Source organism: Pseudomonas caspiana, from assembly GCF_002158995.1.
GTDB lineage: Bacteria > Pseudomonadota > Gammaproteobacteria > Pseudomonadales > Pseudomonadaceae > Aquipseudomonas > Aquipseudomonas caspiana.
This window is the reverse complement of sequence record NZ_LOHF01000025.1, coordinates 22,726-46,578: the sequence shown is the minus strand read 5'-3', so window position 1 is coordinate 46,578 and position 23,853 is coordinate 22,726. Positions and strand designations below refer to the sequence as shown.

Here is a 23,853-nt window from a genome sequence, read left to right as displayed (position 1 = left end):
GAGCAACGCGAGGCCGCGATGGCGGCGGGTCAGGTATACCGCCATCGCGCCCTCGCGTTGCTCGTGCGCTCCTACAGAAAACATATTTCAATTCAGTTAAAAGAGCCTAGCTTGCTCGCGATCGCGATGATGCAGGGCAATCCTAAGGCCGATTGATTTCTTCGTCTTTCACATCCACCACAGCCTCGTCTTGCGCCCTGGGCTCAACCGGCGGTTCAACTTCAACCTCAGGCTCAACCACAGGTTCAACCGTGGTCTGCATCTGATCCTGAACCACCTGCTCGTCAACCCGCGGATCGAGCGCAACCACCAGCGGCGAACTGGACATGCTGTCCGGCATCGCCACGTGATGAAGCGGCGCATCGTCCACCTGGTGCAAGTGAGTCACAGCTTTAGGCCTGATCAGAAGCACCAACGCCAGCGACGTCAGGCACACGAACGCATAGAGCATGTTGGCCCCGAACGTTTTCATCAGAGCACCAGCGGCCAGCGGGCCGATACTTGCGCCAATACCGAAGGTCATCAATAACATGGCCGTCAGCGAGACACGGCGCTCGCCCTCAACGTGGTCATTGGCAAAAGCGACGGCAAGCGGATAAAGGCTGAACTGGACCAGCGATACTACGAAGCCCACTACAAACAACACTTCCAGCGGCATGCTTGGCAGCAACGCCAGTGGCAACGCCGCCAAGGCCAGAACCCCGGCAAACGCCCGCATCAATTGCGCACGATCATAGCGGTCTGACAGCAAGCCCAGCGGCCACTGCACTAACAGGCCAGCCATGATGCAAAAACCCATGAACATACCGACATGCTCGGTAGACAGCCCCTGCTCCGCCGCATACAGCGGTGCCAAACCGTAGAAAGCGCCGACAATCAGTCCAGAGCCCAGCACAGTGGTCAACGATTGCGGCACCCTGCTGATAAAAAACCGCGGCTCCAGCGGAGCCGGATGCAGTGGCGCCGGGTGAATGCTGCGCGTCATGGCCACAGGCACAAGACACAAGGCAAAGCACATGGCGACCAGCATCAACAACTCAGGCCCTAATCCTGGGTGAACGACCAGGATCATCTGCCCCAGGACCAACCCCAGGTAAGAAGCAATCATGTAGCCGCTGAACACCATGCCGCGCTGCTTGGCAGCAGCCTGCTCGTTCAGCCAGCTCTCGACCACCATGTATTGGCACATCATTCCGAGGCCGACAATCATCCGCAGAAACAGCCACGCCGGCAGCCAGTCAATCAGACCCAGCCCCAACACGGCCGCGCCGACAATCCCCGCACAGGTCGCATAGGCACGAATGTGCCCGACACGACCGATCAGGCGGTGACCGACCTTGCCACCCAGCACCAGGCCCACATAGTTGGCGGCCATCAACGCACCGATCCACAGACCGTCAACCTGATCGGCGGACAATCGCAAGGCAAGGTACGTACTCAGAAGACCGGAGCCGGTCAACATCATCAGGGAGGCGAAATACAGACCCTGAAAGGACTTCCAGATTTGGCGCATCGACTTTCCAAAAATTAGGAGCCGTCAGAATGGACAGCTCCTGAAACACGATTCTTAAGCCTGGGCAGCCAGAATGCGCCGTTCCCAGGGGGTGATTTCATCAAAGAAACTGGTCAGCTCCAGGGTCTTCGATGCGATGTAGCCTTCGATGAACTCAACGCCAAACAGTTCCTTGGCCAACTGACTGCGTTTCAGACGCTCCAGAGCGGCATGCAAGGTACATGGCAATGACAATTCATCCGGTACATGGATATCTCCTTGAGTCGCAGGCGTCGGCTCCAGTTGCTGCTCGAGGCCATGCAGCCCCGCCGCAAGACTCGCGGCTATCGCCAGATAAGGATTGGCGTCAGCACCCGGCAAACGGTTCTCGACGCGTCTGGCCGCCGGTTCACTGGCGGGAATGCGCAACCCTGCTGATCGGTTGTCATGTGACCAGCAGGCATTATTCGGCGACGCAAAAGGATGGCACAGGCGCTGATACGAATTCACATTTGGCGCAAACAGCGCAGTGAAGTCAGCCATGCAAGCTTGCTGACCGGCAATAAAATGCCGGAACAGCGCGGTCGGTTCGCCGTGCTCGTCGCTGAACACGTTCGCGCCTGTCACGCAATCAACAACGCTCTGGTGGATATGCATCGAACTGCCTGCCGTTTGCGCCAATGGCTTGGCCATGCATACCACAATCAAACCGTGCTTGAGCGCAACTTCCTTGAGCAGGTGCTTGAAGAGAAACGTCTGGTCGGCCAGCAGCAACGGATCGCCGTGGAGCAGATTGATCTCGAACTGGCTGACGCCCATTTCATGCATGAAGGTGTCGCGGGGCAAACCCAGCGCCGCCATACATTTATAGACTTCGCTGAAGAACGGCCGTAAACCGTTGTTGGAGCTGACACTGAAGGCCGAGTGCCCGTCTTCACGACGCCCATCGAGACCGCTGGGAGGCTGAAATGGCTTGCCCGGATCAGGATTCGGCGCGAAGACGAAAAACTCCAGCTCGGTCGCCACCACCGGTGCCAGTCCACGCTCGGTATAGCGGGCAATAACCGCTTTGAGCTGTGCGCGGGTCGACAGGTTGCACGCCCCGCCGCTTAGCTCCTCGGTATCGCAGATCGCTAACGCGCGGGGCTCGACACTCCACGGCAAACGATGAATCTGTTGCGCATCGGGGACCATTGCCACGTCACCGTCATCGCTCCCGTAAAAACGCGACGGCGGGTAGCCGCCCATGATGCATTGCAGCAGCACCCCACGCGCCATCTGCAAACGGCGCCCTTCGAGGAAGCCTGCTGCAGTCATAACCTTGCCGCGTGGCACTCCATTCAAATCCGGAGTGACGCATTCGATTTCATCTATGCCCGTCAGCTGTTGCGCGAGATGGGCGTCATAGCCTGTCATCAGTCAATCCTTGAACCGTCAGATCGCCTGCTGGCGAGCTGTACAAAATACGCATCGGCTGTTCAGGATTTCAAGCATCGGATGAAAAAATCTGACCGATCCAGTCAGCGTCCGACATTTGCACAACCACTCCCCAACCACACCCCAATATTGGCCGATTTTTTGCTTTGTTCAACCTGGATTCTTTGGCTGCCATTTTTATGTCAAAGAGCAGGGCCGGAAGATTCGATCGCTGCACTGCCGAGACCGCAAGGTCCACATAATTAGAGATTTGCCCATGAGTAAAACGATTCCGGTTACCCGTCCTCTGCTGCCTCCCCTAGAGGAGTTCATGCCCTATCTGCAGCAAATCTGGGACAGCAATCAACTCACCAATGGCGGCCCCTTTCACCAGCAGCTTGAGCAAGAACTGGCGCAGTATCTGGGCGTAGAACACCTGTCGCTATTTTCCAACGGCACCCTGGCTTTGCTCACGGCGCTGCAGGCGTTGCGCATCACGGGAGAGGTGATCACAACGCCCTACTCGTTCGTAGCCACTGCGCACTCTTTATTGTGGAACGACCTGAAGCCGGTGTTCGTTGATATCGACCCCAACACCTATAACCTGGACCCTGATCGCATTGAGGAGGCCATTACCCCGGCCACTACTGCGATCATGCCCGTGCATTGCTATGGCATCCCTTGCGATGTCGAACGTATTCAACAAATTGCCGACCGCTACGGCCTGAAAGTCATTTACGACGCCGCCCATGCCTTCGGTGTGCGTCATCAGGGCCAGAGTCTTTTACGACATGGCGATCTTGCCATCCTGAGTTTCCATGCGACGAAGGTATTCAATACCTTCGAGGGCGGCGCTATCGTTTCTCACGACGCCAAAACCAAACAGCGCATCGACTATCTGAAAAACTTTGGCTTTGCCGATGAAGTCACCGTCGTTGCGCCTGGCATCAACGGCAAGATGAGTGAGGTCAATGCGGCCTTTGGCTTGTTGCAGCTCAAGTACATTGATGACGCACTGGCCAAGCGCAAACGCATCGACACACTTTATCGAGAAGCACTGGCAGCGATTCCACATGTTGAAGTGGTTTGGGAAACCCAGGATCAGCACAACTATTCCTATTTTCCCGTCCTGATCAAACCAGACTTTCCACTGAGCCGCGATGCGCTGTATCAGCTATTCCGCGATCAGGACATTCTGGTTCGCCGCTATTTCTATCCGCTGATCTCTGAATTCCCGATGTACCGAGGCCTTGAATCCGCCAGGCCGGGACGGCTGCCCATTGCAACGACCATCTCCAGCCAGATCTTGTGCCTGCCCATTTATGACAGCCTCACTGATGACGCCTTCGAGAGCATCATCGCCGTGCTCGTCTCCGCCAGTAACGAGAATAAATAATGCGAACGTGCCCCGTCTGCTCAAACCGCTTCCCGAACTTCTACCCACTGGCAAGACACTATCTAGAGGTCGGCAATCGTCTGAATGTCCATTATTCAGCCGAAGACTTTGAAACTATCAACGTTGGTCAATACAGCTGTCCGGAGTGTTCAGCGTCTGATCGCGACCGACTTTATGCGCTGTTCGCCATGCACTTGCTCAACCCTGCCGCCGGGCAAACGTTGCGCATTCTGGACATCGCGCCGGCACCGGTATTGTCCGCATTTTTGCGCAGCCTGCCCCATGCCCGGTACCGATCGGCGGACCTATTCTCGCCGCTTGCCGACGACATCGTGGACATAATGGACATGCACATCTATGCCGATGAATCCTTTGACTTCATCGTTTGCTCCCATGTGCTCGAACATGTTCGCGACGATGCTCGAGCGATTTCGGAGTTACACCGTGTTCTGGCTAAAGGTGGTTCAGCCATTCTGATGGTTCCGATACTGCTTACCGCTACTGAAACTGATGAAGATCCGGACGAAAAAAGCGTTGATGAACGCTGGGCACGCTTTGGCCAGGATGACCATGTACGCATGTATACAAAACACGATTTTATCGCCCGACTGGAAAAGGGTGGTTTTCAGGTAGACGCCTTGGGCACGCAAGCCTTCGGCGAAGGTGTGTTTAAACAGCACGGTATTACAGAACAGTCAGTTCTATACATCGGCCGCAAATGTTGAGCGGAACGTCTCGACGGCCGGTGCGAACACACCTCGACAGCCAGTCTCTCCTCACCTTTTCAAACTTGGTATCGCGATGAGCTCTTCACGTTTGGTCAGTATTGTTATTCCGGCTTATAAACCAACCTTTTTCGAGGCTGCGCTTAAAAGTGCACTTCGCCAGAACCATGACGAGATTGAGATTCTGGTCTGCGATGACTGCCCTGATGATGCGATAAAACAGATCGTCGACCGACTCAGCCCTGAGAGCCGCTGGCCAATCCGCTATCTGAGAAATGCGACTGCACTGGGAGAAGTGAACAATATTGCGTTTGGCGTTCAGCAGGCACGAGGCGAGTACATCAAGTTTCTATACGACGACGACATTCTACTTCCTGACTGCACGCGACTGCTTTTCGATACGCTACATAACCATCCCGACATAAAACTGGCCTCAGCGACGCGCAAGCGAATCGACGAAGACGGCGAGCTGATGCCAGATAATCTTTACACCCTTAATCCCTTCGGGAAAAACGTCGTCCTGAACGGCCCGGATCTGGTGTCTTTTCTAGCGCAGAATCCTGTTAATTTCATTGGCGAGCCGAGCTCGATGATGTGCCGGCGAGCAGACGTGCTTGAATTTGGCCAGGACCTCATGTCACTCAAGCAGATCGTCATCGTCGGGCTTGGCGACGTCGCGCTGTATCTGAAGCTGTTGCGTCACGGCAACCTGGCACTACTCGCTCGCCCGCTTTCATACTTCAGGGTTTCAAACCTGCAAACCAGTGAAATGCTACGAAGCAATCCTTCAATGTCGCGCGATGGACATGCAAACCACTACCGCCTGACCAGAGAGTTGGGTTGGATACGCCCGGATGGGCTGAACAATAAAGTGAGAATCGCGCCACTCGCCCGCCGTCAGGAAATTCAGGAACTGGACCTACTGGCCCATTTCGATAGAAGGCCTGAAGCCATTCGCCGTAATAACCAGGTCGCTGCCTGGCTGAGCAAGCGTAAGCCCACTCCAGCGGAGCAGCTGCTGCTTAGAGAATATCTTCAAGAGCACAGCGGAGGGCCAGCGATCGCTATTGTGGTTTCCGACTTCAATCAAAATGCGGAAAGCGTTCTGACGACCTTACAGAGCCTGTCTTCTGAGGCGCCGATACTGGAAAATGTAAAAGTCTTTATTGTCGCCGACTACGATAAAGATGCCCAAACACCCCTTCAATCCCAACTGCCGTGGCTACCCGCAACCTTCCAGACCCGAGCGTCTGTAATCAACAGCCTTATGCAGGACACCCCCCATCAGTGGTGGATTCTGGCTGATGCGGGGACTACTTTCACGACCAGCGGTCTGCTGAACGCAGTCATGAATATTATCGACGCACCACAAGCCAGTGCCGTGTTTTGTGATGAAGTCACTCTGAATGGCAACGGGGGAGCGAGCCTGGTATTTCACCCGGACTTTAGCCTTGACTACCTGGTGGCTCACCCTCAAGCGATGGGCCGTCACTGGCTATTCAATCGTGACGCAGTCCTGGCCACTGGCGGCTTCGACTCACAGTTCGCGGATGCAATAGAACTCGATCTGATTCTGCGCTTGATCGAGCATCCAGACTTTAGCGGCTTCCTCCACTCATCCGAACCGCTGGTTATTGCACCTGCCCAGGAACCTCGCGACAGCCCGGATCAGGTTCAAACGCTTCAGCGACACCTGAAGGCTCGTGGATTCCCGAACAGCTCGATTCAAAGCAGTGAACCCGGCGTTTATCGAATCAACTATGGTCACGATGATCAACCGCTGGTGTCGATCATCATCATTTCCGACAATGATGTGGCGATGTTGTTGCCCTGCGTCGAAAGCCTGCTGGAGAAGAGCACTTACCAGAACTATGAAATTCTGATCGCGGACAACAACAGTCAGAACGAGGAAACCGTTCATTGGCTGAAATCCGTGGATGCCATGCAATCTGAAAAAATCCGGATTCTCTGGCACGACCAAACCTTGCGCCACTCTCCACTCCTGAATGCTGCTGCCCAACAAGCGCGGGGTGATTACCTTTTGATCCTGGGTAGCGATACCTTGATCATTCAAGAGGACTGGCTCCAGAATTTGCTCAATCATGCACAGCGTCCCGAGGTGGGCATTACCGGCGCAAAGGTGCTTGGTACGGATGGAAGCGTGAAGAGCGGCGCAATCATTCTTGGCATCCAGGGAACCGCAGCGGCCGTTTCCTCGAAAGAGGCAGCTTCATCCACGAGTTTTAACAAGCGCCTGGATGTGGACCAGAATTACAGTGCGGTAAGTGGCAACTGCCTGATGATCCGGCGCTCACTGTTCGACGATGTAAAGGGCTTCGATGAGCACCTTTTTCAGGACCACTTTTACGATATTGATTTGTGCCTGAAAGTACGTGACAGCGGTCACCTGATCGCCTGGACACCACATTGCGTTGTCGTTGGCAGGGACAGCGAGGTCTTTACTGACTCACAAGCTCATGAGTTCGCCGCACTAGGTCTACAGCACCGATGGCTGCATTACCTTGCATGGGACCCGGCCTACAACCGAAATCTGGCATTGCAGGGCACACCCTTTGCGCCCCAGGCAGATCGTGAACTGAGTTGGCGGGGATTGCTTCATCGTCCCTTGCCCGTCGTGTTGATTAACCCTGCCAATCGTGGCGACGCAGGTCGCCGTATCGCTGCCCCGCTGACAAGCCTGCGCGAACAAGGCACAGTTGATGGCATTATTAGTCACACCCGTCTGATCCTTCCCGAACTGGCGCGATTGAGTGCGGATACTGTGGTGATACAAGGCTCTGCAAGTCAAGCAGACGCTCACCTGATGAGCACTGTCAAAGCGCATACCAACGCCCGGATAGTCTATGACCTAACGGAACTACCGGATGTGGTGGAAGGCGCGGATAACAAGCTAAGTTCGCCTACTGCAATTCAGGTTCTGATGCATCAGCATTTGGCAAACGCCGATAGAGTTACCGTACCAACCGCAGGGATGGCCGAGCTGCTGACAGGTCTGCACCAGCACGTTCAGGTTATAGAAACCCGGCTTTGCCCACACACCTGGCTTCACTTGAGACATGAACGCGTATTGAAGAAAAAACCTCGCGTGGGATGGGTAGGTACGTCACGACAAGCATCGGAGCTGGAGATTTTGACCGACGTTATCAAGGCGCTGGGTGATGACGTCGAGTGGATAATCATGGGCCCTTGCTCCCGCTGGATTGAGCCGTACATTCACGAAGTGCATGCAACCCCCGAGGAATCACTTTATCCGGGACTATTAGCCGAGCTGGATCTGGATCTCGTGCTCGTGCCTGCTCACCCCACACTCACGAATCGGGTCAAGGATCCGGTTTCCCTGCTTCAATTCGGCGTTTGCGGTTATCCGATAATCTGCAGCGATACGCTTTACCATCACAATCTGGGAGTCACCCTCGTCAGTAATCAGACTGGTGCCTGGATCGAAGCGATCAGGTCACATCTAGACCAGCCAGAGGCCAGTGCTCATTTCGGTGAGAAGCTCAGAAATGAGGTGCTCCAGAACTGGATGCTTGACAACGACGCTTCGCTTGAATGGAGAGATGTCTGGAGCCAATAAAGCCGAGCAGGAAACCAGCTGGCACTGCTTGCTCAAATGAGCAGTGCTGCCTGGATATGGCCAGTTTTTTGCTTTAGACACCCTGAGTTACCATAGCGCCATTTTCGTGGCAGAAATCAAGCCACGTTCAATGGCCTGTGCAATGGGATACTTACGAAAATCAGTCTCGAACTTGAGCCATGTCCTCCATGCCAAATCCGCTGACTCTTGAATTAACGCCTACCTTCCCATCAGAAATCGTGGTGCCAAACCACGTTGACTGTTTATCAAGTGCGCGCGAGGAATAAGGCCGTGATTGCTGAAAGCGAAATGTATACGTCCTGGCAATACAACGTCCTGTTCCCGAAGCCAAACACGATGTGTAAGCACTTGAATTTGACGGACACTGATTCTAGCGTTCTGGGAGGGCATCTTACGCAGGCAAAATATCGCGTTTACTTCAAACCCTCTATCCAGGTCATTCAAGCGCGCGTGGCTGCCCCATTGCATCAACTGGTGGCGACCGACGTCTTGAGTCACCTGGCGCCCAGGCAAGCCTCGCTGTGATGGAACGCCAACCTACAGACCTCGAGGCAAGAGCGCTTCGCATACACTTTTCGCATGTGATATCTTGCACTGATTATTTAATTACTTTATACGTGAAGTTAAGGTATTTTATATGGGCTTTCTAAATAAAACACAAATCGAAAAAATGGGCTTCGCAAGTGTCGGAGAAAACCCTCAACTTTCAGATAAAGCCTCATACTATAATTGTGCCAAAATCATAATCGGTGACAATGTTCGTATCGATGATTTTTGCGTACTGTCTGCCGGGGCAGAAGGAATAGTACTTGGGAATTATATTCATATCGCTGTTTCTAGTTTACTGATAGGTGCAGGAAAAATCACCATGCGTGATTTTAGTGGCTTATCATCAAAGGTTTCTATATATAGCAGCACTGATGACTACAGCGGTATCTCGATGACTAATCCGACAGTTCCTGATGATTTTAGGAAAGTAAAAAACGCGGATGTCAATATCGGCCGACATGTCATCATCGGCGCAGGAAGCGTTGTGCTCCCTGGGGTTGTTCTTGAACAAGGCGTAGCAGTGGGAGCGTTAAGCCTGGTTTCCAAAAGCTGCAAAGAATTTGGTATTTATTCTGGGGTGCCCGCCAAGAGAATTAAAGAACGAAAACGAAATCTACTGGAACTGGAGCAACAATTCATCGCAGAAAGAGAATCTGAACTCAGAGTTCAGATGCATTAACTTTAAAGCGGCCAATACTATTAACGGGCCGCTGCAATGGATGATTATCCGTCAAGAAAAAGCATACGGCTTTGCAGAGTTAACCTACCCAATATCCGCTCAACGCCAGCTTCGCATGATGAGCGGGCTCAAAATCGGGCAATACTATTCCCCGCACTAGTGCCCACCTGTGAGCAAGGCAGCTGCCCTCGTGCCAGCCAGCTCTGACAATTTTTGACGCGCTCATGCTTAACGAGGTGCAAGCTGTTTCAGCGTGGGTTCATCGGGGTGAATACCATTCCTCATAGCCCTTACCGCACATAAAATTGCGCCCCTATTATGTGCCGCACAGCCAATGGGCGAGACACGAACCTTAAGGCGTTAAAGGATGAGCGCTGAAATCCCCCGCAACCGCGACTAGTGGAAGTCTGCATTATCCCATCAAGGCAAGAAGATACTAAACACGCCCCCGCCCAAACGCCCACCATTCGCCAGCTCAATACGTCCATGCACGCCGTTACGCTGATGCTGCTCAGCAATGCGTGCCGCGAAATAAAGTCCCAGGCCCGTGCTGCCGCTGACCTGGTTGATACCCAATGCATAATCCGCCTGCTTTTCAATCATGCTGGCCGGATAGCCTTCGCCGTCATCATTGATAACGATGCAAAGCTGCCCCTCGTCTTCTCTGACGCTGACGGCGATGGTTTTGTCCGCGTGGCGAATAGCGTTCACCAGGATGTTGCCCACCACTGTGCCAATCAGCTCACGATCAAAGAAACCCAGCGGGATGAGCGCATCCACTTCACTGGTGGCGACGATACCGCGACTGTTCAGCACTTCCTGATGATGCGCCAACTGGCTTTCGATGAAATCATCCATCTCGTGGTAATCAGGACGCAGCGGCAGCTGATTGACGCCCAGCTTGTAGAGGCCAAGCAGTTGCACGAGCATGCCGTTGAGCCGGGCAAACTCGTACTCGATGACGCCATGCTCGGGAGTATCGCGCTGCTCCTCGGTCAACTGTTCGAGCCACCGGTTATGGGACTGGCTCAGTGTCGACAGGGAGTTCTTCATGTCATGCACAGTCGAGGCAATCACCATGGAGAAATCCATACTTGCTTGGTTGTCGCTCATACTCCAAACGCCTTGCTCTGCAGTTTTTGATAGCGCTCGAAACGCGGATCGCTTTCGGGCATCTTGCCGACCATTTTCAGGCAACTGCGACACTCTTCCAGCTTGGCTGCATTGGGAGCCGATGCCATGGAGTGAAGTAATGCTTGCGCCAGGTTCAAGGCAATACTGATGTTCTGGGCCTGCAGCGCCAATGCGCGACGGAACAGGTCCTGAGCCTCGTTAAGATTGCCAGCCTTGTAGGTGCGAACGCCCTGAATATTGAGTTCAATGGCGGCCTTGTTGGCACCGAGGATCGCCGGATCGTCAGTTTGCTTGGCGATGCTTTGCATCACCGATGGATCATCACCGTAAATCTCGGCGCAGCTCTTCAACACATCTGCACCTGCCTCGGCCTGACCAAGGCTCTGCAACTGGGAGGCGACAGCCAAAGCGGCATCAGCACTGAGAAATTGCTCCATGTCCTGCAACCGGCCCACCGCATCTGCGGTCAGCTTGGCGGCCATCTCTGGATCGGAATGCTTCACGCTGGCAGCTTTCATCAGCCGTGTGCGGACTTGCAGCCCCTGATCTGCACCGTTTTCTTTGGCAACCTCACTGAGCGTCTGGTTGATCTCTACCCGTGTACGCGCATCAAGCCCCTGATCGCCGCCCCGGGAAATCAACGCCTGAGCAAAACCAAGATTGGTCTCAGGGTTTTTGAAGCGAGAGAACTGGCCTTGATTGACCGCCTGACGATAGGCCTTGGAAGCCCCTTCAAAATCGTTGTTATCCAGCGCCAGCTTGCCCAGCAGCGTTTGCCGGCGCACTGCCAGAGGCGAAATTTTCACCGCGTCTTCCAGCACCTTTTGTGCGCGGACTACATCGCCGCGCGCAACCAGCGCTTCGGCAAGGCCGTCGTAAAGGATTGGCATGCCCGGAAAGGCTTTTACTGCCGCATCGAAAACCGCTTGCGCATCGGCGTGCTTGTTGCGCTTGAGCATCAAATTGCCGAGCGCGGCATACGCCCAAGGCGCAGGGCGATCGGCAAGAATGGATTTGAGCAACGCTTCAAGCGGCTCATATTGCTTCAGGTCACGCAGCGCATCGGCTTTATAGCGCAGGCACAGCGGCGCATAACGCGGGTCCTGTTTGGTCAGCGCCACACAGGCGGCAAGTACTTCGGCAGGCTTGCCGCGGTCGAGCGCTTGCAGGATTGGCTTGAGCAAGCCCTTGCGCTGCACCAGTTTTTCAAGACGTTGCGCCAGCCCTGCACGGTTGAACGGTTTGGTCAGGTAAGCATCCGGTTCCCATTCCAGCGCGCTCATCACCATCGCCTGGCTGTTCTCGGCCGTGACCATGACAAACACGCTTTCGTGACTCAGCAACCGGTCAACCATCAGATCTTCGAGTACATGCTGGCCGTTTTTCTTGCCGTCACCGAGATTGAAGTCATGCAGGACAAAATCGTAGCGCTTTTGCGAACACATCTTCAGCGCCTGCTCTCCGGTGTCGGCGGTGTCCACATCCCTCACCCCCAGTTCGCGCAGCATAGAGCGCACCGAACTGCGGAAGTCGGAGAAGTCGTCGACGATCAGAAAACTCTTTTGGTTGTACGCCAGCATCAGGGGTCCTGTCGGGGAAGAAAGAAGATGAGCCCAAAGGCAAACATATAGACGGGTCCAGCTTCGCTGCCCACTTTTGGCGTGCAATAACCACCCAATAGCACTAAGCCATCACGTAAATTCTACACCAAAGCCTTGTTCCATGGCTCTGACCGGCACCTTGCAGCCCCTGCTCATTTCACTCATATCAACGTCGCGTGAAATATAGCGGGTTATCGCCGATAGGGAGTTTATCGGCAACGTGCCAGTTTTCTGGAGTCAGAATAATGACTGCGGATGATGTTTGATGGATATTCCTGACGGGGGCAGATGAAATCATGCAGGGCCCTGATCCCTGAATCTCACACAGGTCAATTGTCTGCGTGCCAGCGCTGTACCGAGAACACCAGGCGATAGCCCTTTAAAAACGCCATGCAGGCCACTGATTTTCTGTTAGAGCTGCCGCAGGCTACGATGCAATTTTCTTGACACACGCCATCGCAGCCTTCGGCAGCTCCTACAGGCCCAAGTATTCGCTGTGCGGTAGCGCTGAGCGAGGGACACCGTGGTCCCACCAACAAAAAGCTGCCCCTCAAAAAAGCTCCTTCGAAAAAATTTGCATAAACCCTGTCCCCTTTTTTCGTCTCACCGGTCATCACAGGTAAGTGAACAAATATGAGAGCTTACTTCCATGCCCCCAGCGTCGCCTTATCGTTTGCGCCCCTTGCTGCATTTCAGTCTTTTGCTGACTTTGAGCTCCAGCCCGCTTTTCGTCTCGTCCAGCTGGGCCGAAGGCACAGACCGTCGCACCTACGAGGTACCAGCAGGCAGCCTGAGTGCTGCGCTGAACCGTTTTGCAGGTCAGGCTGGCGTCAACCTGTCCGTGGATCCGGCACTGGTCAGCGGTCGTAACAGCGCCGGGTTGTCTGGCGACTTCGCGGTGGAAGAAGGCTTCTCGCGCTTGCTGCAAGGGTCTGGCCTGCAGCTGGTTCCGGTGGCCGCTCAGTCTTACACCTTGATCCCCGCGCCGGAGGGTAGCAGCCTGCAACTGGCCCCCACCTCGATTCTCGGTACCGCAGGCTCGACAGGTGAACAGGCTTATGCCGGTGGCCAGGTCGCTCGCAATGGTTCGCAAGGTTTGCTGGGTTCGCGGGACTTCATGGAGACGCCGTTCAGCATGACCACCTACACCAGCAAAACGGTGAAGGATCAACAGGCAAGAACCTTGGGCGATCTGATTGCCAGCGACCCTTCGGTGCGTGCCACCAACCCGGCAGGCGGGCGCTATGAACAGTTCACCATTCGTGGCTTGAGCCTGTTCAACAGCGACGTTTCCTATAACGGTCTCTACGGCATTTTGCCGACCTACACCATCGACATGGAAATGGCCGACCGGGTCGACATCCTTAAAGGTCCGAGCCAGTTGATTAATGGCATCTCACCACGAGGCAGCGTCGGTGGCGGCATCAACGTGGTGCCCAAGCGTGCCACGGAAAAACCCATCACCGAGATCACGGGCAGTTACGCCTCCAACAATCAGTTGGGAACGGCGGTGGATGTTGGCCGCAGGTTTGGCGACGAAGACAAATTCGGGATTCGCTTCAACGGCGTAAAACAGTCGGGTGATACCGAATGGGACCACCAGAGCGTCGACCGTGAGATGGCCGTTTTAGGCCTGGATTTTCGGGGTGATCGCCTGCGTCTCTCGACAGATATCGGGCACACCGAACGCGACACCGATGCGCCGCAGGAACGTGTGCAAATCGGTGCAAACGCGAACGTGCCAAACGCCAATGATGTTCGTCGCAATTACGCTCAGGCCTGGAGCAAGGCGCGTACCAAAGATACATTCGGAGCAGTCAATGCCGAGTATGACGTTAGCGATTCAGTGATGGTGTATGGCGGCGTAGGCGCCCGTAAAAGTAATCACGACTTCCTTCGCCACGCTGTTTCAATCACTAATAACGCCGGGGATTTCAGCGTCCAGCCACGCGACTTCACCCGTGATGAAAACGTCCGTACGGCCACTGCCGGTGTGCGCAACTGGTTCCAGACCGGTCCTGTGAGCCATGAAGTCAATCTGGCCGCCAGCTACTTCTACATGGATTTCGAAAATGGCGGCGCGCGCTATGCCGCGTCACCGAGCAATCTGTTCGATCCAGTCGACACGCCGACACCCAGCAACCCCACTCGCCAGGACGACAAGGTCTATACCGAGAACCGCTACAGCGGCCTGGCCTTGTCCGACACGCTGGGTTTCTTTGATGACCGCTTGCTGTTGACGCTGGGCGCACGCTGGCAGCGGGTAAAAGTCGATGACTGGACTAACAACGTCAAAGGTGACACGGCCTACGACGAGGAAAAGATCTCACCGTCGGGCGGCATTCTGTACAAGGTGACCGATCAATTGTCGGTCTATGCCAACTACATGGAAGGCCTGAGCCAAGGCAAGATCGCACCGTCCACCTCGATCAACGAAGACGAGATTTTTCCACCCTTCATCAGTCGTCAGGTCGAGGTCGGGGCCAAGTATGACCTGGGCACCTTCGCCTTCACCGCCAGCGCCTTCAGAATCAAACAACCGGCTTACGAGACTAACGCGACGACTCGAGTCTTCGGGCCAAACGGCAAGCGCGAAAACAATGGCGTGGAATTGACCATGTTCGGCGAACCGCTCAAGGGCTTCCGCCTGCTTGGCGGTGTGATGTATATCGACAGCGAACTGACTGACACCCTCAACGGTACTTTCGACGGTAAACGCGCCCCCGCAACACCCGAATACAACGTTAATCTGGGTGCTGAATGGGACGTGCCAACGGTTCAAGGTCTGACCCTGACCACCCGCGGCATTTACTCCAGCTCACAGTATCTGAACCAGGCCAACACCAAGGAAATCGATTCCTGGGAGCGGTTTGACGTAGGCGCACGTTACGCGTTCAAGGTCGACGACAAGGACGTGACTCTGCGCGCCAACATCGAAAACGTCATGGACAAACGCTTCTGGAGCTCAGCGGGGGCGTCGGATGACAGCGAGCCAGGTTTGACGCTGTCTACGCCACGGACTTATCTGGTTTCGGCGACTATCGGGTTTTAAGCGACCCATCCTGCCAAGCGCCCAAGGACGGGCGCATGCAGATCGATCTTTTTTGCTCGCACGTCTTATCCCCCACACATCCAGCTCCGTTTTCCTCGATCTGCCAGTGTGTTGACTATCGCGCCAGCAAAGATCGTCTTCCACTCACTTGCCTGACGGGCCGCGTCATCACCACGTCGCTGCCATGGCGCAATCCACGCATCTGCCATCTCTGTGATCCCATACCGTGACTTTGCTGGTTCCCTTCCCATCAGATAACGAATTTCACCTTATCCAATAAAAACAACACGGGTTCGACAAACACGATATGGAAAAGACATGCAGAGTATTTCCCTCACGTTCGCCCGTGCCTTGGCAAGCGCGCTATGCACCGGCGACGAGCGCATGCGCTCAATCGCAGTAGAGTTTGAAAAAGAAGCTGCTTCATGTGCGGCTACGCATCTACCGATGAGCGAGCTCTGCCGTTTTTTTGACCAGACACAATTACGGAGTGGTAATGAGGACCTGGGATTGCTGGCTTATCAAAAAGCCCATCCGGGCCATCTTGGAGTACTGGGCTACGCAATCATGTCCAGCCCCACACTCGGTGACGCCATGACACGCATGGTCGAACATCACTCCATGATCGGCACTGGCTTCTGCATGTTTCTGGACAGCAGTGCAACCACCCTCAGGATCGCCGGATTATCGGCCGACACGCAAAGCGATATTCTGCCCAGAGCCTTTGTCGACGCCGTGGCCGCTATTACCCTGGGCCTGCTGCATTGGCTAACCCCTTCTGTACTGATCAGGCCGGTCAGAGCCGAATTCACCTATGAAAAACCTCGGGATACGCGACAACTGGAGCAACTGTTTGGCCCCGACCTGAGGTTTTCCTGCGTCGTAAACGCGATGACCTTTCAGAGAAGCGACGCAGATTTTGCCGTCGCCACCTTCGATCCATCTCTGCAACAACTGCACGACAATTACTTGAAGCGACGCCAGGACGAGCTACCCACCGACAGCACCGTTGTGAAAATCAAACGTGCGATCTTGCAACACCTCAATCAGGCAAAGCCAATCGGCATGGCAGACATCGCTCAAACGCTGGGGATGTCCACTCACCAATTAATCAGGACACTGGAAAAAGACGAACAGAGTTTTCAGAAACTGGTAGACATCGTTAAAAAACAACACAGTCACCAACTGCTGATGAATACAACACTCAGCCTTAAACAGGTTTCTTACAACATAGGCTTCAAGCACCCCAGTGCCTTCAACAAAGCCTGTGAGAGATGGTTCGGAATGTCCCCTGGGAGTTATCGCTCAAGCAAACAGCTGTGAGGGTTGGCGTGGTTTCATTCACGGGTACGTATCGTCGACCACGGCTAAGGCCGCGTTTAAGCCACGTGTCACCTGCGCGCCTGTATCTAGGACAGCTCTTTTTGGGGATGAAGAGTAGCGGCTAGACATCGGGCACCTCGTATAGATAGAACAGAGGCAGGTACTTCACTCCATCTCACTCAAGACCTGCCTACGCCAGCCGAAACCACCGTAAGTCCGCCGCCTAAAAAAAATCATCGCCTTAAAGACTCAGTCTGCGCAGTCGATAACCAATGAATGGCCAGAGCGGGCAGCGTTTTAAGTGCCCGGTTGAACAGCACTTCGCTTCAAATCAGGTTTCTCTGAATGTACCGAGCACGAAAGCTTACCTGTGAAACAACTGCACTAAATACGCGATCCATTTCATCCAGGTTTTCCAGGTATTTGGTGTTTATGACGCTGACGATCAGCAGCCTGCTGTTCGACACATCTACAGCCCATGCACTGTCTGCGAGCTGTGCGACGCTCAATGGATTGAGTGGCTCGGGCTCCTTTTCCCGCTCCTTTGCTGCTGGATCCTTTGCCGCAGGTGAAAGTGTCTCGGTGACGTTCAGCGATAACGGCGGCAACGTAGGTAACAACAATCCGTCGTCTGCCGATAGCGTGATCATGCGCAATCCGACCACGTTCACGCCTTATTTCGATTACCGCAGCAACACCGGCAGCGCGGGCAGCCACGCTGGCAGCGCCTCGGCTGCGAATCTGACCAATGGCTTGTTCATTAGCACCAAGGTCGGCACCTATCTGAGCACAGTAACCATCAACTGCGGTGCAGCAGTCTCCAGTGATGCCACTCTGTCGAACTTGATCGCGTCATCCGGCACGTTTTCGCCTTCATTTTCATCGGGCACCAGCAGCTACAGTGTGGCGGTCGCCAGCAACGTATCGTCGATCACTTTTACGCCGACTGCCAGCGACAGCAACGCCACGATCACGGTCAACGGAATCACCGTCGCCTCGGGCGCCACATCGCCAGCGATCACTTTAACTACAGGCCAGAACACGATCAGCGTGACAGGTACCGCCCAGGACGGCAGCACTACCCAGCTGTACACCATCACGGTTACCCGGGCGCTCGCTGCACCAGATGCGAACAATGTCACCGCAACCGTGGCCGCCAACAGTTCCGGCAACCCGATTACCCTCGCGCTGACCGGTGGAACGGCAACATCCGTCGCCGTCGCATCCAACCCCTTGCATGGCGTCGCTACGGCTAACGGCACGTCCATGACTTACACACCGACCGCAGGCTACTCGGGCACAGACAGCTTTACTTACACGGCGAACAACGCGACGGGCAGTTCTTCGCCCGCGACAGTTTCTATCACCGTGACGCAGCCAACGCTGGCATTAACACCATCGTCCTTGCCTGGCGGCCAGATTGGCACTTCCTACAGTCAATCGTTCAGCGCAGCAGGCGGAACTGCACCTTACAGCTACGCGAGTTCGGGCACTGTTCCGACAGGGTTGAATTTCGATTCAGCCAATGGCGTGTTGAACGGAACGCCCACCAGTGTCGGCAGTTATAACTTCACAATTACCGTTACTGACCATCATGGTGCGACGGGCAGTACCGCCTATTCGGTCAATATTTCCGCAGGGGCGTTGCCTGTTGCAGGTGCTGTGTCTGCCACCGTTGCTGCCAACGCAAGTACTCCGGTCATCCTTGCCCTGTCTGGGGGGAGCGCCAGCTCGGTCGCTGTTGCCTCTGCCCCGTTACACGGTTCAGCGATCGCCAGTGGCACTTCTATTACCTATACACCCATGACAGGTTACTCAGGCACAGACTCTTTCACTTACACAGCCAGCAATGCGTCGGGTACCTCCTCCTCTGCTACGGTTTCCCTTACCGTGACGGCCCCCACACTGGTGCTGACCCCAGCTGCCGGTACATTGCCCAGCGGCCAGGCCGGAATGACCTACAGTCAGTCACTCAGTACATCCGGGGGATCCGCGCCCTACAGATATGCTGGCACCGGAGTTCCCACAGGGCTGAGCCTCGATAGCGTCAATGGAACCCTGAGCGGGACGCCCGTCAGCGCCGGCACCTACAACCTTTCAGTTAGTGTGACCGATCAACATGGCGCTGTAGGCAATGCCAATTACAGGCTGAACATCGCTGGCGGGCCACTACCTGTGGCGAACCCGGTTTCTGCAGCCATCGCAGCTAACAGCAGCGCCAGCGTTGCGCTGTCACTGGCGGGCGGGACGGCCACGTCGGTCGCCGTCGCTTCGGCGCCGACGCACGGCACTGCAGTCGCCAGTGGCTTGACGATCACCTATACGCCTGTAGCCGGCTTTTCCGGTGCGGATAGCTTCACCTACACCGCCAGCAACGCCTCGGGCACCTCGCCAGCAGCAACGGTCAACGTGACAATTTCTGCCGCGTCTCTCATCGTGTCCCCCGCCCCTGGTTCGCTCCCGGCGGCAACGGTCGGTGCGAGCTATGCACAAGCGCTGAGCGTGAGTGGTGGAACCAGCCCATATCGTTTCAATGCCACCGGTCTGCCGTCGGGGCTGAACATTGACGCCTCCTCCGGAACGATCTCCGGTATACCTTCGAATGCCGGGCCGGCTACCTTTACGGTGCAAATCACGGACGCCTCCAGTGCAACGCTCAATGTCACCTACAACCTGAGCATCGCAGGCACGCTGCCTAACGGCGCCGATCGCAGCGCCTCTTTGAATGCTGGGCAGACCGTCACCGTGGAACTGGCCGATGGCATCAGCTCAGGGCCTTTCACTGGTGCGACGTTGCTGGATATACCTTCCAAATCCATCGGGCAAACTACTCTTAGCGGCACGAGTCTGACGTTCGTGGCAGCCGCAGAAGCTTCGGGTGCAGCAATCATCCGCTATACCTTGAGCAATCGCTGGGGCGCCTCGCAACCCATTACCCTTACGCTCCAGATCACGGGGCGTTCTGATCCCGGCAAAGACCAAGAAGTGGTCGGTATGCTCAGCGCCCAGGCACAAAGTGCCGGACGTTTTGCTCGCGCGCAGATCGACAACTTCAATGATCGCCTTGAACAACTGCACGATAATGAGCACCGCCGCGGCAGCAACTTCAACCTGCAACTCGGTTTGCCGCAATCACGCCAATCGCGCATCGGTAACACCAGTGCTTCGGACATGTATCAGGCACTGTCGTCACTCGGTGGTCCCGATCGTTCAGCCTCCCCGCAATTATCCGCAGCACCTGGCTCAAACTCCGGCTGGCTGGGAGACGATAATCTGTCGCTCTGGAGCGGTGGCTACGTCAACGTCAGCGATGCCCGCCGTGACGACGTCAAACTCGATAGCACCATGGTCGGCATCAGTGCCGGTGTCGATTATCGCTTCTTCGACACGTTCACGGCCGGCATCGGCTTTGGCTATGGCAGGGACTCCAGCGATATCGGCTCCGAAGGCAGCCACAGCAAGGGCGAGTCCTTCAGTGGCGCCCTGTACGGCAGTTTTCACCCGGGAGGCGTATTCATCGACGGTTTGCTCGGCTACAGCAACCTGTCGTTCGACAGCCGCCGCTACGTCACCGATAACGGCGGATACGCCAAGGGCTCGCGTGACGGCAATCAGTTGTTCGGCTCGCTCAGTTCGGGTTATGAGTTCAGAGAGGAAGCCTGGCGCGTCGCTCCCTATGGACGTGTCGATGTTTCGTCGACAAAACTCGATGGTTTCCGCGAGTCCGGCAGCGGCGCATTTAACCTGGCATACGCCGAACAACGAATGAACGTCATGTCCGGAAGCGGTGGTCTGCGGGGGCAATATGGTCTGTCGCTGAAGCCGGCCGAAGTGACCTTGCGCGGTCGCATCGAATACAGCCACACCTTCAGCGGTGACAGTACGGCAAGAATGGGTTACGTCGACATCAGTGACTCCACCTACGGCGTTTCTACTCAGGGGCAAAGCGAGAACCTGATGACCGTTGCACTGGGAGCTGATTTCGCCCTGCCCGGTGGCGTAACGACTGGCTTTACCTATCAAGGCTCTTACGGGATGGGAGACGACTCCAGATCTCATGCGCTGATGCTCAGGCTGGGCAGTCGATTCTAAAGATGACGATTCGCTGCTTAAAAGATTTGACCAGGAGTGAAAGATTTAGCCAGAGAATCGCAGACAGGAACGCAGAAAATAGAGTGTGGCGATTACTAAATAAAGATAACCAGGAGGTGCCATGGAGTACGAGGCTAAAACCATTATAGATTGTCTGAGGCGCGTGCTCGATAAGGAAGTAGACAAACCTATACTTTGTGAAAGCGAGAAAGAAGACAAGGTCCTTGATCATGATTTTTTATGGACAAGCGACATATCAGCTCTGTACAAAAATTGCAGACTAAAAGCCACTGGGGATACACATGACCTGAATTCAAAATTGACATCACTGAAAATCAACTGCAGCGACCCGCTCGGCACCTGGATACTCGCTAAAAAGCCCGACAATACGACAAGAGCATACTGCACCAGTGACTTTTCGTACTTCTATATACCTGTAACATTAACATTCCCCGCCAAGCGCAACAAAGGCGATTTGCTGACAATCTTTGCGAAAATAGCAAAAGAAATTGACGATCATTATAAAGCCAGCATCGAAACCTGTCGCAATGACCTTATCAATCAGATAAGTGCAAACAATCCGCCTTCATTTAACGCTGATGACATTGTACACATTCCATTCTACGGTCTAGTGGGGCTTAACGGCTCTGGCTTTAAGGTTTTTGATATTTTTAATCGTGAAAACATTAGAGGCATCCAAAAAAATGACGTTCTTAAACTAAACATTGGAAATTGCCCGATACTGTTTGCTGTCAAGGACAACAAAATTCAGCTGAAATCAGATTATAGTGTAAATAATATATCGGACAACGAAGAACAAGACGCAAGGCCATTCAGACTATTCCTTAATAACTTTCTGACTTACGAGCCAAGATTTCGCCAAAATCACGACCCCATCAAACATGCCTCCCGCCCCTCTATAATATCCAGTGACAATGGTCCCACTTTTTTAGAAGTTTTACGTTTAAAAAACAACTCCGTCGAGCACTTCTTGATGCCCGCTGCCGTTATGAACAAAGGTGGAGGTTTTAATCTTATCGGCAGGGCTGATCCTTTAGAGGATGTCGATTATCGATTTTTTTCGCGAAATTTCGATGATCTTCCGAAGGACTTGAAAATAAGCAGAGAAAATTTCTGTCTACTCGATGACGAAACAATCCGCGATCTTGATACTTACATAGGCCACACCACTTTTCCAAATAGAGCGGCCAATGATCGAGCAGACATTCTCACCCGCCTCAAAACAAAACTAAACCTTACATATTTCCTGACCGACTCGACGCGAATTAAACGCTACAAAACTGGCAAGCAGAACGACGAACTCTACACGCTCATTTATTACGCAAAAAATGCCGTTTCAGCAGATAGAAGAAACAAACCAAAGCAGAATCCCTTGCCATCTTTTCCAAGTCATAATTACAAAGATGACGCTATCGGCGTGCGAGCTTTTTTAAACAAAGCACATGCTCACATTGCCCGGCAAAAACCAATAGACAGACACACCCAGAAACGTGAAGTCGCCCTTGAATATCTGGACAGGGCTCGAGAAAGTGTAAATCTCAGCAAAATCATCCGTGAGAGCCTTTTCGAACTAGGGGATCACCTGAAGGAACAAAGGGGTCACCTGAAGGAACTAAGTGCTACGGATATGATTAGACACGCCTATTCTATTCCAGAAGCGAAACACTTCTATAAGGCGTATAAAACTGAGTGCCTCAGAACGGTGCCGAAAGATCTCCCCGAATGGCCAAGGGCCGACCAAGAGTGGTGCCATCTCATTGCTCATAAAGACAGCTTGGGAAACAACAGCGCCAAAAACCTGGTCGCCGGCAGCTATCATGCCAATACCGAGCAGTGCGCCATTGAAAGCGCTATCCGTGCGAGTAAATACTACAATTCGATAGGGTTGAAAATCACTGCTTACCTCGTACCAAACGAACTATGGGTAAGGTCGTTCCCCGCAGGGGAACTCTATAACTACCTCCAAGAACATCCTCTGCTGAACACTGGTGCGCCCCCCTCCCCTGCAGTTGAAATAGAAAATGCTGAAAACGGCCCTATGGAGGAAGAGAAAGATGATGGAACAACGACGCAAGGCGATTCAATCTCCCCCGAAAACCTATACAAATTAATAATGTACGGTGAACCTCTACCGAACACAAACAACGATCGAGAGAAATTTATCTACGCCATCTGGAGAGAGCTGCAAAGTCGAGGAAAAACAGATTTCACAGCTAAAAATTTAGTTGGTTATTACTCACATCAACAAGAAGACAACAACGTAAAACTTAAAAATGCGCTAAGAAGCGTGTTTGACGATATCAGCAGCAAATACTATCTACACCCTCCTGCCGCTGCTTTTATCAGGTACCGCATTTTCGTTAACGGAGTCCGAAAAATCGACTACGTGGTCGATGCTATGCGTGACGAGTTTGATGTCAATGAATATCGACTTACACGCTGGCTCATTAGTACTGCTCTCAAAGAAGATCTGAATGAACTCAACGAATACGAAGACATCGAAGAGTCTGACTTTGTACCTGAAGAAACCGACATGGATGCGGGAGGTAATCGCCCTCCCAAGACCGATGGGACTGAAAACCAAAAAATTGGGAAAAAGACCATAGCAAAGATAAAAAAAACAACCCATACAAAATATTCAACCAAAATATCAACAGCAAAAAAAAGATCAACACAGAAAACGCTTAACTTAGCCAACGTATAACCAATAACAAATTCAAGGTATTTATTCAGTCGACAGCAATAGCTACTTGG

12 protein-coding genes are annotated in these 23,853 nt (G+C 53.9%); 8 read left to right on the top strand and 4 right to left on the bottom strand.

The window, feature by feature from the left end:
- Positions 1–142: 142 nt before the first annotated feature.
- Positions 143–1,513: an MFS transporter gene (locus AUC60_RS22840; RefSeq protein WP_087273125.1), complete on the bottom strand. Its 1,371-nt coding sequence runs from the start codon at positions 1,511–1,513 to the stop codon at positions 143–145.
- A gap of 54 nt (positions 1,514–1,567) precedes the next feature.
- Positions 1,568–2,809 (bottom strand): glutamine synthetase family protein, encoded by a 1,242-nt coding sequence (locus tag AUC60_RS22835; RefSeq protein ID WP_167384391.1) that lies wholly within the window; start codon positions 2,807–2,809, stop codon positions 1,568–1,570.
- A 376-nt stretch (positions 2,810–3,185) separates the two neighbouring features.
- Here AUC60_RS22835 and vioA point away from each other — a divergent pair, with 376 nt between their 5' ends.
- The 4 genes from vioA (at position 3,186) to AUC60_RS22810 (ending at position 9,876) form a co-directional block, all read left to right on the top strand.
- Complete coding sequence (vioA, locus tag AUC60_RS22830) at positions 3,186–4,304, top strand: dTDP-4-amino-4,6-dideoxy-D-glucose aminotransferase VioA (RefSeq protein WP_087273119.1); 1,119 nt, start codon at positions 3,186–3,188, stop codon at positions 4,302–4,304.
- On the top strand, positions 4,304–5,029 hold the full coding sequence (locus tag AUC60_RS22825; RefSeq protein ID WP_087273116.1) for a methyltransferase domain-containing protein: 726 nt from the start codon (positions 4,304–4,306) through the stop codon (positions 5,027–5,029). The genes vioA and AUC60_RS22825 overlap by 1 nt, the downstream gene beginning before the upstream one ends.
- 76 nt (positions 5,030–5,105) lie before the next feature.
- Positions 5,106–8,627 carry a glycosyltransferase gene (locus AUC60_RS22820; protein ID WP_087273113.1) on the top strand — a complete coding sequence of 1,174 codons (3,522 nt, stop codon included), beginning with the start codon at positions 5,106–5,108 and terminating at the stop codon, positions 8,625–8,627.
- Between the two features lie 658 nt (positions 8,628–9,285).
- Positions 9,286–9,876: an acyltransferase gene (locus tag AUC60_RS22810; protein WP_087273107.1), complete on the top strand. Its 591-nt coding sequence runs from the start codon at positions 9,286–9,288 to the stop codon at positions 9,874–9,876.
- A 420-nt stretch (positions 9,877–10,296) separates the two neighbouring features.
- On the opposite strand, the gene AUC60_RS22805 is transcribed toward AUC60_RS22810, so the two are convergent.
- Both AUC60_RS22805 and AUC60_RS22800 read right to left on the bottom strand, forming a co-directional pair.
- A complete protein-coding gene (locus tag AUC60_RS22805) occupies positions 10,297–10,989 on the bottom strand; it encodes a sensor histidine kinase (protein WP_087273104.1) in 693 nt (230 codons plus the stop codon).
- Positions 10,986–12,590: a response regulator gene (locus AUC60_RS22800; protein WP_087273102.1), complete on the bottom strand. Its 1,605-nt coding sequence runs from the start codon at positions 12,588–12,590 to the stop codon at positions 10,986–10,988. Before AUC60_RS22800 ends, AUC60_RS22805 begins: the two co-directional genes overlap by 4 nt.
- 670 nt (positions 12,591–13,260) lie before the next feature.
- Here AUC60_RS22800 and AUC60_RS22795 point away from each other — a divergent pair.
- The 4 genes from AUC60_RS22795 to AUC60_RS22780 all read left to right on the top strand — a co-directional run bounded on the left by AUC60_RS22795 (position 13,261) and on the right by AUC60_RS22780 (position 23,803).
- Positions 13,261–15,663, top strand: a complete 2,403-nt coding sequence (locus tag AUC60_RS22795) for a TonB-dependent receptor (RefSeq protein ID WP_087273099.1) — start codon at positions 13,261–13,263, stop codon at positions 15,661–15,663.
- A 318-nt stretch (positions 15,664–15,981) separates the two neighbouring features.
- Positions 15,982–16,986 (top strand): AraC family transcriptional regulator, encoded by a 1,005-nt coding sequence (locus AUC60_RS22790; RefSeq protein ID WP_087273096.1) that lies wholly within the window; start codon positions 15,982–15,984, stop codon positions 16,984–16,986.
- Positions 16,987–17,418: 432 nt separating this feature from the next.
- Positions 17,419–21,078 carry an autotransporter domain-containing protein gene (locus AUC60_RS22785; protein WP_158099150.1) on the top strand — a complete coding sequence of 1,220 codons (3,660 nt, stop codon included), beginning with the start codon at positions 17,419–17,421 and terminating at the stop codon, positions 21,076–21,078.
- A 121-nt stretch (positions 21,079–21,199) separates the two neighbouring features.
- Positions 21,200–23,803, top strand: a complete 2,604-nt coding sequence (locus AUC60_RS22780) for a hypothetical protein (protein ID WP_087273090.1) — start codon at positions 21,200–21,202, stop codon at positions 23,801–23,803.
- Positions 23,804–23,853: the final 50 nt, after the last annotated feature.